Source organism: Aliiglaciecola sp. 2_MG-2023 (genome assembly GCF_030548145.1).
In the GTDB taxonomy this organism is placed as follows: Bacteria; Pseudomonadota; Gammaproteobacteria; order Enterobacterales; family Alteromonadaceae; genus Aliiglaciecola; species Aliiglaciecola lipolytica_A.
The window spans coordinates 67,220-82,962 of the sequence record NZ_JAUORY010000017.1 but is presented as its reverse complement, the minus strand read 5'-3'; the positions used below and the strand labels follow the sequence as shown (position 1 = coordinate 82,962).

General features: G+C 41.6%; 7 protein-coding genes. 2 read left to right on the top strand and 5 right to left on the bottom strand.

The window, feature by feature from the left end:
• Positions 1-49: 49 nt before the first annotated feature.
• Together sohB and Q4567_RS15980 are read right to left on the bottom strand one after the other, a co-directional pair.
• On the bottom strand, positions 50-1,072 hold the full coding sequence (gene sohB / locus Q4567_RS15985) for a protease SohB (RefSeq protein WP_303501048.1): 1,023 nt from the start codon (positions 1,070-1,072) through the stop codon (positions 50-52).
• Between the two features lie 250 nt (positions 1,073-1,322).
• Positions 1,323-3,902: a VolA/Pla-1 family phospholipase gene (locus Q4567_RS15980; RefSeq protein ID WP_303501046.1), complete on the bottom strand. Its 2,580-nt coding sequence runs from the start codon at positions 3,900-3,902 to the stop codon at positions 1,323-1,325.
• Positions 3,903-4,258: 356 nt separating this feature from the next.
• Here Q4567_RS15980 and Q4567_RS15975 point away from each other — a divergent pair, with 356 nt between their 5' ends.
• A complete protein-coding gene (locus tag Q4567_RS15975; RefSeq protein WP_216046439.1) occupies positions 4,259-5,005 on the top strand; it encodes a YciK family oxidoreductase in 747 nt (248 codons plus the stop codon).
• A 103-nt stretch (positions 5,006-5,108) separates the two neighbouring features.
• Here the strand turns inward: Q4567_RS15975 and glnS are convergent, their stop codons facing one another.
• The gene (gene glnS / locus Q4567_RS15970; RefSeq protein WP_216046438.1) at positions 5,109-6,773 is read right to left on the bottom strand and encodes a glutamine--tRNA ligase; all 1,665 of its coding nucleotides are present in this window, start codon (positions 6,771-6,773) and stop codon (positions 5,109-5,111) included.
• 188 nt (positions 6,774-6,961) lie between these two features.
• On the opposite strand from glnS, the gene Q4567_RS15965 reads away from it, so the two are divergent.
• Positions 6,962-7,990: a LacI family DNA-binding transcriptional regulator gene (locus tag Q4567_RS15965; RefSeq protein WP_216046437.1), complete on the top strand. Its 1,029-nt coding sequence runs from the start codon at positions 6,962-6,964 to the stop codon at positions 7,988-7,990.
• Positions 7,991-8,103: 113 nt separating this feature from the next.
• Here Q4567_RS15965 and Q4567_RS15960 read toward each other — a convergent pair whose 3' ends face one another.
• Complete coding sequence (locus Q4567_RS15960; RefSeq protein WP_303501044.1) at positions 8,104-12,426, bottom strand: alpha-1,6-glucosidase domain-containing protein; 4,323 nt, start codon at positions 12,424-12,426, stop codon at positions 8,104-8,106.
• Between the two features lie 65 nt (positions 12,427-12,491).
• Positions 12,492-15,584 (bottom strand): TonB-dependent receptor, encoded by a 3,093-nt coding sequence (locus tag Q4567_RS15955; RefSeq protein ID WP_303501042.1) that lies wholly within the window; start codon positions 15,582-15,584, stop codon positions 12,492-12,494.
• Positions 15,585-15,743 lie beyond the last annotated feature (159 nt).

Below are 15,743 nucleotides of genomic sequence, written 5' to 3'. Positions count from 1 at the left end.
CTCTTTTCATTTCCATCTCTGTACGATTATAATTTTAAGCAACGAGCTCTTATTTAAAAAGGGTCTGGCTTTTTGACCATAGCTTTACAAAAGTGGACTCAATCCCAGTAGATGCGGCTTTACCTAACTTTTCAGCTAGACCCTTTTTCTTACTGTACTTAACTGAATAAATATTTCGGCTCTCTAATTTACTCATTAAAAAGTCATCAGAGGTTTGAATAACATCAACCAAGCCTAGCTCTTTTGCACGACTACCATACCAGTATTCACCAGTAGCCACTTTATCAATGTCTAGCTCAGAGCGATGAGATGATACAAAGTCTTTAAACATCACATGCACTTCTTCAAGTTCTTGCTTAAACTTGTCTCTTCCCTGATCAGTGTTTTCGCCAAACAACGTCAATGTGCGCTTAAAATCCCCTGCGGTATGTTGTTCAAACTCAATATCGTTTTTCTTTAAAATCTTATTAAAGTTCGGTAACTGAGCAATCACACCAATTGAACCTATGATCGCAAATTTAGCACTTAATACGTTATCCGCCACACAGGCCATCATATAACCACCACTTGCCGCCACTTTGTCGACCGCAGCGGTGAGATGAATATTTTTATCTTTTAGACGCTGTAATTGAGATGCTGCCAATCCATAACCATGCACAACTCCACCACCACTTTCCAAACGCACCAACACTTCATCCTTTGGCTGAGCAGCGCATAAAATAGCCGTAATTTCTTCGCGTAAACTATCCACTTCGTGGGCATCCATTGAGCCTTTAAAATCCACTACAAATAAATTCGGCTTTTGGTCAGATTCATCTTTCTTTTTAGCGACTTTATCCGCTTTTTTCTGTTCTTTTTGCTTTTTCTTAAGTTGTTCTTTACTTAAAAGGAGATGTTGAGCATGTTCCTTTAACTCTTCAAACTGCTCAGAAACAGATTTAATTTCTAACTGTCCATTGCCCTGTTTTTGCTTTGAAGCAAGGGCAACGATACCGCCTACTGTCAGTAAAATTGCGACCACAATGGTGACTGCTTTGGCCACAAATAAACCATATTGAAATAAAAACTCCAAGCGTTACTCCTTTATCTTGATACTAGTATCAACTGAATAATATTACTAATTTGGGGATCAGCTCAAAAGCCGATCACAAGGTAATCCATCTATGTGGGGACAAAATGTGAGATTAAAAGCGCTTTATTTTCACATTCAGACACAAACCACGTATTTACAATTATCAGAATATAGCTGAGTTCGCAATTTAAGATAAGAGCAGGCAAAAAAAAAGCCAAGTCATAGACTTGGCTTTTCTAATCACTTTGGCTTAATTGGCAACCACCGATGTGTCAGTGACAACAATAGTCCCGCCGGTTGCAAAAAACGCAGCGGCTTGTTTTTGCATTTCAGTTGTTACATCTGCACTAGGCGAAGGGCTCAATAAACTGGAGTGAACACCAGCAATAAAACGCACCAGTCCATTACCATCTGTGGTAGTTGAAACTCCGCTCAAGCCAGCGAATTTTGCCAATGGCTCAGTTCCCGCAAAGGTCGGTGAATTTACCGTTGAATTAGGAATGACCTGATCTGGCAATGCAGTTGAACCATCATCATTAGTCCCGCCACCAATCACTTCTTGGAACATAAAGTTACTATTAGAAGCAAGTAATGCCGCAAAGTTATTAGGATCAGATGCATCCGTTATCGTTTGTGCTGCAAACACAAAACTCGCAAATGTAGCATTAATCTCAGCTAAACCAGCCTCATCAAGTTGCGCTTCATAAGCAATAAAGGCAGGAATGATAGCTTGCTCTGCTGGTATTTGATTTTCCGTTGCATATTCAACTAAATACCCTTGGAATTCAGCGGATGATGAAGCTAATAAAGAACCTTTAATTAGATTGCTAAAGCTAGGCGACTCGATTAAGAAACCACCAGTGCCACCTCCAGGTACATTGAATACCGCTGTTTCAAATGCATACATAGAATCAAACGCAGCAAGAGGACTGGTTTCCCCGAATGATTTATTTGACGAGGCTACGGATGGAATACCCGTTATAGAACCTAAGCTCTGTCCAATATATGAGACTTTACTGCTATCTAAATCAACGCTACCACCAGTTAAATCTACAACAGCGTTAAGTCCTAAACGCAATCCCATAGCATCTACAATACTCTGACGGTTGTTATCACGTGTGGTTAATAGCGACGCAAGGTTCAAATAATCTGTGGTTGAACCACCAAAACCGGTGGAGGTATTCACAATTTGTCCGTCAATAGTAAATCCACGACTACCATGTAATGGATGATCTATTGCTACTGTTGCGAAACCAGCTAGTGACAAAGCGCCAGTGATAGCTAAGAAGTCTTCTTTCTTAGAAGTGATACCATGCTGTAATATAACAACAGGCCAACCAGATTCCGGCTTACTAATAGCAGTTACACCAGAGTTAGGTAACGCAGCTAACACAGCAATCACATTGGCATCTGGTACAGTAATCTGCACATCAAGAGTTTCAGTTCCATCGTCGTTAGACCCCTGCCTTGCAGGAATAGGACTGTAACGTGTTACGTGTCTTAAATCGTTCATACCTAAATTACTTAGGTCTAAATCTAATAACTGTCCGCCAGACGCAGCCTGACAAAGATCATTATTAGGACCGGTGCTAATAGTACCATTGGCTAAAAGCGTGGCAATTTGCTCACTGCCCAAGGTTTGTAGCGCAAGACCATTGGTACAAGCAGCTTCCCATCGACCATTTAAAGGATCAGCCGGATCACTGTAATAAGGAAGGTCAATACTTCCTGTTTTCATGGATGCGGCACAAAACGCCCCTACCTGCGGAAAAACGGCAGCAGCTGTTGAGAATAGCGGAGATGAAGGATCAGAAATAGCGGAAATCATACCATCACAAGTATTTAATCCTACAGCAGTTAATCCCGCCAATTGATCTTCGCCCAAAATACTCGGCGCTAACATATCAAATGCCGTGGACACAGATGCTTCTGTTACTGGAATGACTGGCAAATATGCAGCGGCTTCGGCAGGTGAAAGACCCGCTTGCAGAGCTTGTGCGAAAGGTGCAATTTGCAGTTGTTTAACGGTATCAATAATTTGCGTAGTAGATTGAGTAGTAAAAGTATAGCTGAATATTATCTCGTCTTGACTCAGGCCTGCTTGACTGGTTAACACGGCTTCATAAGAGTTTATAATCCCTTGTAAGCTACGTTGTGAATCTGTTGCTAAAGGTAGCGTTGTCAGATCCTGACGAACCAATTCATAGGTGGTTGAAGGTTTCAACGCCTGTCCACCAGCAGTTAATTTATTTGTTGCCACCACATAGTAAGAAGTTGATTCTTTCAACGGTTTAAGTGGAATAATTGCAACGTCGTTACCACTTGCTTGAGTAATAAAGTCAACACCAAAGGTTAATTCATCGCCCACTTTACAACCGGTTATTGGTGGTGCAGTGGTGCAGTCGGGGTCATTCAAATCACCACCAATTGCGCCTTCAAATATACGCACAGCTCCGGCACTAGCGGCTGAGCTAGCATCTAAACTAACACCTGTAGGGTGTGAAGTAGAAAAAGTAAACGGATGTTGAGTAGACCAACCATCTAACGCGCCTAATGCAGCGGAAGGGTTTCCAAAATCAGGGGTAGCACCATTTGCCTGACCTGCTATCTCATCAGGCATTTCCAATGTGCCATCGTCAGTGATTTCCACTAAAGCGAAAAATAAGTCACTTGGAACATTCAATACACTATTGGCGGGGTCAAACATAATACGTGAAGCGGGAACTGTTTTAGTTGTATCCTGTTGGATTTCTTTTAGTTCGTCGCCACCACCGCAACCAGCGAGCACAAACACTGCAGCGATACTTGTGCTGATTAACAGTTTTTTCATTATTTCTCCCAAATACAGTTATTTCATTGATACACTTATAAAATGTGGTTTTTTTAGTCAATCTTCGTTCAAAGCTTGAACTGTCCACTATCTAACAAGTATGACCAGTTGTCATTGCCCCCATAGTATTGGCTTTGTTAGTTTTTTGCAAATAGGTTTGTTAATATTTTGTTAGGTAACAATTACAGTGAACAAGTAGGTTATAATTTTTGAATAAAGGTCACCAAGCTAGAAACCTAGACAATATCGAAATCCCCCAGCCTTTCCCAATGCTATGCAGTTAACTCAAAAATGAATACCTCAAAAAGCCCTTAAATGTTAGAATTCGTTATCTTTGGTTTAACTCAATTTTTAAAATGCTCAATTATTCTGCACCATTAAATGCCTTACAAAATAAAACAATATTAATCACCGGCGCCGGCGCTGGTATCGGTAAAACAGCAGCAATAACGTTTGCCAAACATGGGGCAACTGTCATTCTGTTAGGTCGGACGGTAAAAAAACTGGAATCGGTTTACGATGAAATAGTCAATGCAGGATACCCAGAACCCGCCATAGTACCCTTAGATATGCAAGGTGCCACTAAAAAACACTACCAAGATATGGCCAATACCATTATTAGTCAGTTTGGAAAGCTTGATGGTGTATTGCAAAACGCCAGCGTGTTAGGGCATTTAGAACCTTTTAAACAGATTGAAGAAGATATTTTCAATCAAGTAATGCAAATTAATTTAAACAGTCAATTTTTGATGACACAAGCATTATTAGAAGTCCTTGAGCTCGCTCCTAAAGCTTCAGTTATTTTTACTAGTTCCAGTGTTGGTAGCCAAGGCAGAGCCTATTGGGGAAGCTATGCAATATCAAAATTTGCAACAGAAGGAATGATGCAAGTCTTAGCTGATGAATACGCAGGCTCAAGTTTACGCTTTAACTGCATTAATCCAGGGGCTACTCGTACTTCAATGCGTTCAAAAGCATTTCCAGGAGAGGATGCAAGTACACTTAAAGCGCCGGAAGATATTATGCCATTGTATTTATATTTGATGTCAGATGACAGTCAAGAAGAGAATGGAAAAACCTTTGTAGCCCAACCTAAATCGTAGCAAATTGAACTTATGCTTGGATGAAAATGAGTTTAAGCGAAGGTTCAAAAACAAAAGTGCGGCTAATGAAAGCCGCATTTTTACTACTGACGTTGAAACAAAATCAATCGCCGATTTTAGCCCAAGTATCACGTAAACCCACTGTACGGTTAAATACTAGATTAGATTCATTGCTGTCCTTGTCTTTGCAGAAATACCCCGTACGTTCAAATTGTACGGTTTGATTTATTTCAGCATCTAATAAGCTTGGCTCTACCCATCCATTTTTCACAATTAAAGAATCAGGGTTGATACAATCAACAAAGTTTTCTTCAGCTGCAGGATTAGGCACCGTGAACAAACGATCATAAAGTCGTATTTCAGCCGGTAAGGCTTTACTCGCACTTACCCAATGAATTACTCCTTTTACTTTGCGTCCATCAGCAGGGTCTTTACCTAAGGTATCGGGATCATAACTACAATAAATCGTTGTGACCTCCCCTGCGTCATTCTTTTCAACTCGCTCAGCTTTAATCACATAGGCATTGCGCAAGCGCACTTCTTTACCCAATACTAAGCGTTTAAATTTCTTATTCGCTTCTTCACGGAAGTCATCGGCTTCGATTAGCACTTCTCGAGTAAACGGAATAGTGCGAGTTCCTTTACTTTCATCATTAGGATGATTAGCTGCGGTAAGTTCTTCAACCTGATCAGAAGGATAATTTTCAATCACGATCTTAACGGGAGCTAATACTGCCATAGCGCGATTGGCATTTTCATTAAGATCTTCACGTATACAGGCTTCAAGCATTCCCATTTCGACCATATTATCCATTTTGGTCACGCCAATACGCTTACAGAATTCACGCACTGAAGCAGGTGTAAACCCTCTTCGACGTAATCCAGCGATAGTAGGCATCCGCGGGTCATCCCAACCGTTAACAAAATCTTCTTCAACTAATTGAATCAGTTTACGCTTACTTAAAACCGTATATTCTAGGTTTAAGCGTGAAAATTCGTATTGACGTGGTTGTGATTGAATATCGATATTGTCAATAACCCAATCATACAAACGACGATTATCTTGAAACTCTAGCGTACATAGTGAATGGGTAATCCCTTCAATGGCATCAGATATACAATGGGTAAAATCGTACATTGGATAAACACACCACTTATCACCCGTTTGATGATGATGGGCAAATTTAACGCGATAAATAACCGGATCACGCATACACATGAATGCGGAAGTCATATCAATTTTAGCCCGCAAAACACAATGGCCTTCAGCATATTCTCCGGCTGTCATTTTGCCAAACTCAGCTAAGTTTTGCTCAATTGTAGTGTCACGATAAGGACTATTTTGTCCAGGCTGAGTTAGCGTACCACGCATTTCTCGCATCGCTTCTTGACTAGAAAAGTCTACATATGCCAAGCCTTTTTCTATTAATTGCGTGGCATAAGCATGCAACTGATCAAAATAGTTTGAAGAATAACGGGCATCGCCTTCCCAATGAAACCCCAACCATTGAACATCGTTCTTGATTGAATTGACATAGTCGATATCTTCTTTATCTGGATTGGTATCATCAAACCTGAGGTTACAGGTGCCTTGATAATCTTGTGCAATGCCAAAATTCAGACATATCGATTTCGCGTGGCCTATATGCAGATAACCATTAGGCTCAGGCGGAAAACGAGTATGTATTTGTTGGTGCAACCCTGCTTGCAAATCTTTATCAATAATTTGACGTATAAAGTTGGTCGGACGAATGTCTGTCTCGGCCATTAATAGTTCCCCTGTAACACATGTATTAGACACGAAAAAAGAAGGCATTATAGCACTTTGATACAAAGGCAAAATCTTTTTAATCAAATAATTTATAAAGCATTCACCTGAAAGCTGGTGTATAAAAGTAACGAATATAAGGTTTTCCATTTACCAGCATCGCTAAAGAATAATAAAAAGTTACCACTATGAAAGTAAAAGCGACCTCTTTTGATATTGCCCACCTCGCCGGCGTGTCACAATCTACTGTTTCCAGAGCCCTTCGGGATAGCCCTCTGGTTAACCAACAAACTCGAGATAAAATCAAAGCGATAGCCACTGAGCTAAATTACAAGGTGGATAAAAATGCGAGTAATTTACGCCAACAACAAAGTAGAACCCTAGCCTTATTATTGTTTGAAGATCTGACCACCGATGACTCTTTAATTAATCCGTTCTTTTTATCGATGATAGGCAGTATTACCAAAGCAAGTTCAAATGCAGGTTATGATCTGCTCATATCTTTTCAGAATATGAGTGATGACTGGCACGCCGAATTCGAAGACACGAATAAAGCCGATGGTATCATTTTACTGGGGTACGGCGATTTTGTTGATTATCGAGATAAGTTAACTCAGCTGGAAGAACAACAAACCCATTTCGTCAGATGGGGAGCCGAAGATAAAGCTCACCCTGGACTTTCCATTGGCTGTGACAACTACCAAGGCGGATTTGATGTGACACAACACTTGATTAAGTCTGGACGTAAAACCTTTGGTTTTGTTGGTGGCGCAGATAACCATGCCCCTGAATTTCAGGCCCGTTACTTAGGTCATTGCCAAGCGTTAAAAGATGCCCAGCTAAAAGTAGATAAAAACTACCAAGTTGAAGCATTTTCTACTGAAAACTCTGGGTATGATGCCGCCAAACAACTTTTGACCGCTAGTCCAGAAATAGATGCAATCTGTTGTGCCAGTGATTTAATTGCGATTGGCGTAATGCAAGCCTGTAAAGATTTAGGTAGACACATCCCCAATGATATTGCAGTCGTAGGCTATGATAATATTCCGGTATCACGATTCACTCACCCTGCATTAACTACCGTTTCGCAAAACACGATTCGTGCAGGTGAATTATTAGTCGCCAGTCTATTGTCGCTTATAAACGGCGAAGAACCTAAGACACAATCCATGCAAGTAGAAGTGATTCAGCGTGAATCATGTGGATGTAAGAAGTAGATATAACGGCTTTAACTTGTTGCAGAAAGTAAAAAAACGCGCTAAATAAAGTCTCATATTATAGTAATAAGACGATAGATAGCGCGGCTAGCTGCTCATAAATTTATATAGTGTTATTCCACCGCGGTCACTGTTACCACAGCCGCTTCAGGGTCAGGTCCTGACACCTTAAATTGATACAAACCTGCACTCTCAATTTCTAGCATTAAATTGCTCGCATTATAAAGCAGGCCTAAGGGTGTCCCTAAATCGATTGAAGTACTTTCTTCTGCAGCACCTAAATTAACAGTAGACCAATCAGCAGAAGCCACTTTAAATTCATAGCTTCCAGCTTCAAGGTTAATTTGCACGGAGTATTCTCCAGCACCGTCGTAGCTTAATACATCTACTTCGCCCCAACCATTCATACTACCTCGAATATAAACAGACGTATCTGCAAAAAACTCCGTAGAAAACACAGAAACAGTGGGTTCCTCAATATTGCTTACATCAAAAACAAAGCTATATTCACCTTCCTGCTCAATCGTTAGCGCTAGATTACTACCACTTTTAGCTAAAAACTTTTGTTGGCCAATTACGATAGAAGTATTTGCCTCGGCACTACCGTAATCAACAGTCGACCAATCAGCTGATGCCACTTTAAACTCGTAATCTCCGGCGGCAATATTCATTGTAGTAGTGTAGATACCGCCAACATCATAAGACATTGGGTTATCTTCACTCCAACCATTCATAGCACCACGAACAAATACCGTTGTTCCGAAGAAAGGTTCTTCGTGATCAACACTAAATACAGGAGCTTCTGAGTCACTTGCATCAATAACAAATTTCAAGGTAGCGTCTTGGGTTAGTGTCAATTGTAGATTCGAACCGCCTCTTGATAAGGTTTTTTCATCTCCTAACAACACAACTTGATCGGAAGAACCAAAATCAACTGTAGACCAATCGGCAGACGCCACTTTGAATTCATAAGTTCCGGCAGCAACAGCGATAACAGCTTCATAAATACCGTCACCGACATAGTTCATGCTATTACTTTCCCCCCAACCGTTGAATCCACCGCGGACAAACACGGAAGTACTGCCGTAGGGTACAACATCAGGAGCACCTGATGTGGCGTAAGCAGATAAGCCTGTGCCTTGAGCGCCCATTTGTGGTTTAACAAACACAGCAGTGGTTAAGGCTGGCACCGTAAAGGTCCCCTCTCCCTCACCTGCAGTAAAATAAGCGCCGCGAACCACAGGATCTGTAGAAGTCATTTGTACATTGTGCAATTCAAAATCAGTAGCAGTTGGGACAGTGTGGCTTTGCTCTTCGTAGCTGGTGTTAACCACCACCACTAAAGCATCGACCATTGGATCAAGATCAGCTCTGGGCATATCAGGATCGGCAGATACTCCATCATCAATACTCATCACAATCAAACCGTTAGTTTGACGGCGACCAATATTGTGAAACCCAAGACGGTCTATTATCTGATCGCCAGAGGTTAATCTAAACAAAGGACTGCCCGAGCGTATCATTAACATCTCATCAAATATTGCAGAAGCAAATTCAATTTCAGTCATGCTTGCAGCACGTTCAGGTGCAGCAAAGAAAATTTGCATTTGCTGCCATTTATCTTGATTGTCCTCGGCTAATGGTAGACCAACATTCCAGTTATTCGATTGCATGCTGAAATCTACGTAGTTAAACCAATCTCCAGCATCATAGGTATTGCGGTCCATTGATTTAGAGCGTAGGAAATCACCGCCCATTTGTAAGAACGGGATACCCTGAGACATGAGTGGTAAAGTAGCACCTACATTTTGAGCACGCACACGCTCTGCCAATGTTAAGTCATCAGGCAAGGTATATTGGAAATTATCCCATAAGGTTTCATTATCATGCTTAGATACATAATTGATAATATCAGCAGGATCTGTCGCGTAGCCACCAATGCTGCTAGTGGTAGAAGCAACACCATTAAAATCTTCCAGGACGTAATCAGTTAGGGTGCCTGCCAATGACATTTTAATTCTATCCTGGTCGAGCATCGCGGCATTATCAGCTTCGCGCTTGAAGATGTGACCTTGTCGAACCGCTTCACGTATTCGGTCATTGTATGTACCTATTTCTGTACCAGCCATATTCCCTTGATTCGCTTGTTCGTAACCACGGTCTTCACGAGTCCAGCCTTCACCATAGAAATAAGTATCTTCATCCACACTTTTAACCGCTTCAAACAACCGTACCATCGTATCTTTGCTGGCTTGACTCATAATGTCGAAACGGAAAGAATCAAACTTATATTCAGACGCCCACAACGTAAGTGAGTCTTGCATTAATTTTTCCATCATCACATTGCGGGGTTCTGTATCATCGCAACAGGTTTCACGAATAATCGCGCCAGTATCTACTGCATACCTGTGGTAATACCCAGGAACAACTTTATCTAAGACAGATTTTGTGCTGAGTTCTGACGCATTGGTATGGTTGTATACAACATCCAGTGCCACACGTAATCCTAGCCCATGCAATGCCATATTCATTGCGCGCATTTCCTTAATCCGAGCAACCCCTTCAGGGTCAGAGGAATAGCTACCTTCTGGCGCATTAAAGTGAAACGGATCGTACCCCCAGTTAAACTGGTCGTGATTACGCATAGCTTGAGTTAACTCTTGGGCTTTTTGCCCTTCCCCAACACCAAAACTTTCAAATAGCTCAGCTAAGGTCATATCTTCACTAATTGAGCCATCTTTACAAATATCGGCACTGGTATTTAAACGACAAAGTTGACCAAAAGTACTGTTTAAATCCACGACTTTAGTTGTGTCTTCCTCGATTGATGCAATATCGTTAGCGGGTAATAAATGGAAATGAGTGACACCCGCTTCAGCTAACTTGCGTAAATGCTCTACTGGCAAACTGCCGTCTTCAGTAAAGGCTAAGTACTTGCCACGATTAGCTGCCGAAGTACTTTGGTCGCGCACACTAAAGTCGCGAATATGCCCTTCATAGATGACCGCATCTTCAAAATTTTCAATAGTAGGAATCACATGTGAATCCCACCCATCCGGTTTAAGATCATCATCCTGCAAATTCACAAATTGAGAAAAGCGACTATTTGTGGAAAGACTTACCGAATAAGGGTCAGTGACATTTAATACCTGTATGCCGCTTGCCTTTGGATGATAAACAGTCACTTCATATCGGTATAATTGTCTATCTAATTCGGCACCGCCGGTATACGACCAAACACCAGTATCATCATCTACTGACATAGGTATGGTTGACGCCAGTGTTTTGTCCTGGTTATACAGTTTTAATTGTACATTTTGCGCAGTTGGCGCCCATACTGAAGCAGTGATTTTATCGCCATCATAGATTGGACCTAGCGTTGCTTCATCCGCATCCATATCCCCTGACGTATACACCTGATCAATTGCATTGGCCATTTGAATACCCGTTGCAGCAACTATCAGTCCCTCAGCGTTATAACCGGCCAAAACGGCTTGGGTTTTAAATACAGATTTAGCATCCTCTACAGACCAATCACCATAAAACGCGCCTAAATTCGCTAAATGAGGGGCAATGGCTTGCTGTTCATCGGTTAAGTCAGTTGCCGTCAATTCGATAGCAGTACCATTTAACCCAGTCTCTAAAGAAGCGACCAAATCAGCATCAGCCGAATAATGTAACTTCACCACAGCAACCGCGTCACTGGTATCCCAAAGTAAGGTATTAACGTCTAGCCAGTGAGCTTGTTGGCCTTCAATTTTAACTGGTTGAGGACCGAGCGAAACGATCGGATACTCGAATACGGCCTCTTCACCAGAGAACGTAAAATTCATGCGTGCGAATTTGGGATCATCTTGAGACAGCGGCATTCTTTTATCTGAGCCGCCCATTTCTTTACCTGCGTCATCAGTCCCAATATGGATAATGAAGTTTCCACACGCTCCTGCGCTACCCGCGTAGTTTTCAACAAGATCGATAACCCAATATGCACCATAATTAGGATCCACTCCGTCATGCACGCGACCATTAGCCCAATCGGTATCAGAGTCAGCATATGCACTACAAGTATCATTATTCCACGTGTGTAAACGATAGCCTTCATAGGAGGGATCAGTAGAGGAATTATCCGCTCCTACCGCTGCTCGGTTATAATACAAAATCGCCTGATCCGCTTCCGGGGTCACCATAGGTTCAGGAGCAGTTGGGTCAGCTCCCACCACACAGGCATCATTGGTCTCATTAGGTACAGTGGGCGCATCACACTGAATCGGCGGTGGTGCCACGCATGCAGTGCCCGTTGAATTAGGTACATTAGGGACACTACAGGTCAGCAAGTTATTGCTTCCCGATTTAACATCAGCTCCACCACAGCCAGTTAAAATCAGTGCGGTTGATAGCAGCATCATCTTTATTAATGCGCTTAAATTAGTAAACATAGGTCTATACTCCAATGTTATTTTCTTTTGACAGCGACGATTCGATTTAAAAAGTTTGGTTAGTTTCATAGCGAGTACGTCACCCCAAGGAAGTATTGGGTTCCAAAGTATTGAATAGTGCCGGTTTGAGATTCTCGACCGAAATAACTTTTGGTGGGTGCATCCGTTAGATTATTAATTTGAAACAACACACCTAGATTGTCATTGATGTCGTATGATGCTTGATAGTCAATAATGAGTTCGTCATCGAAGTTAACAATTTGCTCATTTACAGCAACTTGTTTTGAGACAAACGCATCACGCCAGCGCACATTCACGCGAGTTTCGAAGTCTTCGTATTCCCAGAAAAGTGTGCCATTTACTACCGTTTCAGATAATCCGGGTAATTGTTGCGGAACACTTGTCCCACCTAAATTTGTTTGAAATTGAATTTCACTTTCAGTGTAGGAGTAACTCGCACTCACCCCTAAGCCGTCCCAAGGTGCAGGTAAATAGCTATAAACTTGGGTGTAAGCCAATTCGATACCACGAATATAACCGCCTTCTCTATTGTTAACGGCCGTTGTGTAGGGTCCATTCGTGGTTGGAACCGTAATGAACAATGGCTCACCATTGGCATCTGTGGCTTGCGTTGCTTCGGCGCTTGGATCATCAGAATCTAAGAACACAGGTACTTCAATAGAAGAAGGGGTTTGGAAGCCATTGCCAGCGAAATCGAAGGGGTCGATGGTAAAGTCATTAATAAATGACTTAATATCTTTGTAAAATAACGCGACAACAATTGCTCCGTCGGTTTCATCAAAATAATGCTCATAAGAGATATCATATTGATTAGCATAAAATGGACGTAAATAAGGGCTGTTGGTTGAACTACCGGATAGCTCAGCATCACGATCAACGGAAATTTCCCCAGAATCTGGATTCATAGTCGCGTTGACATCAGCTACACGAACATTTGAATTGGCGAATAAGCGATTAATCGGAGGTCTACCCATCACTTTTGCCGCTGCAAATCTAAGTTGGTCTTGCTCGGTCAATTTAAAATTCAAGTTGAACGAAGGTAAATAGTCTGTGTATTTATCAACTAATAACTCTGGACGGTAAAAATTATTGATCAAGCCAACTTCATCGGTGATTAACTGCGCTCCTAACTCAGGATCTCCCATAACTACATCAACTAGGATAGTCTCTCCGGTATCAGGATCAGTCCCTTCCACTTGAATACTGCGACTTACATCTTGTAAAAACGTAGATGATTGTTCTGTTTCAACACGACGAATACCAATGTTTCCTGTAATGGGTAAATCACCGATTTCAGTGTCAATATTTGCCATGATGTAGGCAGACAACACTTTTTCATAGACTTCGCCACTTTCTAACACCGACCATGCCGTATTAGTGGTGCCGCCTGGACTGTTGATCACACCAGGATGACCTGCTCCCCAGGTTTGAACTGGCTGTGGTGTTCCTTCGGGGAACCAAGCTGACAATGCGCTATCAAGATCCACAGAGAGGTAACTTGGGAAATAACCAAAATCCCCTTCCCAATTGACCACAGAAGCCAACTGATCATTCAACGCCAAAGGCGGTTGACTGGCGGAAAATGAAGAGTCGCTGCCATATTCATATACTGAGCGATCATTAGAGTACTCGCGGTCTGAATAACGAACCCCAACCTCAAATGAAGAAATAAATGGATTATCAACTTCATATGTAAGATCTAAACGATATGCAAATAATTCATCTTCATTTTCATAAGGATAGATACCATATTTGGTCACATAGACATTATTTACATCTGAAAAATCATCAAATTGACTAAAGCCGATATCCGGCAAATCCAATCCATTGAGCAAATATGAAATTGAAATATCGGTATCAAATCGAGGCGTTCCACTTTCATCTTCGGCCCCTACTAATGACCACAATAGACCGTTTCTAAATTCACTTTTGGCCTTTGAATATGAAAAATCGACTTTGATATTCAAATTATCCGTAGCCTGCCAATCTGCATTTAATCCGAAATTCTGAATTTCATCAAAATCCTGATTGTCATCATTTACCAACTCAACACGAGTAAATGAATCTGTACCGCGACTAAATGTGCCGCCGATAACCGTATTATTATCCACAACAGGGTTAGTAATGACTGCGGTACCTGGTTCTAGCTTAACTCGAAAACCACGGGCAAATTCCTCAGAATCGAAACGGGAATAAAATGCATCGGTTTTTAATACAAAATTATCAGTGGGTGCCCATTCGATAGCGGCCATATAGCCATCACGGGTTTCTTCGCCACCTTTGTGCTGCATCTCGAATCCTTCGCTGACGAATTCACATTCGATACATTGCTGATCTTTAGGCACATCAGAGGTAGGGTCATAATTTTCCTCATCACCTTCGAGGAAATCTACATCACGCTCAGTATTGTAGGCCAAACCTATAAACTGAGTAGATACACTAGGCTGAAATAACCTTGCGTAACCTAGCGCCAGCCCTAAAGTGTCATCTAGCATTTTAGTTTGGAAAGAAAAACTAATGCGGTGACCAAATTCTTCTGCATCGGACACTTCACCTGCCCGATCGTTATACATGCCTCGCACATTCATATTGAACTTGTAATCTTCTGAAATAGACAATGGACTAGCTGTTTGCAACTCAACTGTGCCTGCTACTCCACCTTCAATTAAGGATGCTTTGGGAGATTTGTATACCGCTGCAGAGGAAATTAATTCAGACGGGTATTGATCAAATTCGATTGAGCGAGATCCGCTAGTGGATACTTGTTCTCGACCATTTAAAGTTGAAAAAACAAAATCACCAGATAATCCTCGGATATTTATTTCAGCAGCTTGCCCTCCCGTTCTCACCGCTGAAATACCGGGTAAACGCGTCAATGCATCTGCCATAGATACATCTGGTAAACCACCTAAATCATCAGCTGATAATTGCTCTGAAACAGTGTCACTGAAACGCTTTTGGTTAAGGGACTTTATTAGACTTGTTCTGAATCCTTTAACCTCTATTTTTTCGATTTGATCCACCTTTGCATCAGGCTGTTGCAACTCTGTTTCCTGAGCAAGGGCACTTATACTTGTGAGTGTCATACCGCTTGCAAGCAAAGCTGTTGTAATCAAACTGGGTCTGAATTTTTTCATGTGTGTTTCCCGTTCCCGTTTGTGGTTTCTATTTGAAAATTTTATCGACAATCTAAATACGATTGGCCAATAACACCAAAATTTACGATCATACAATGTTACATCTGTGTTAACAGAACACTCAATGCTGTGCATACGTATTCAATGCAGTGATGCATA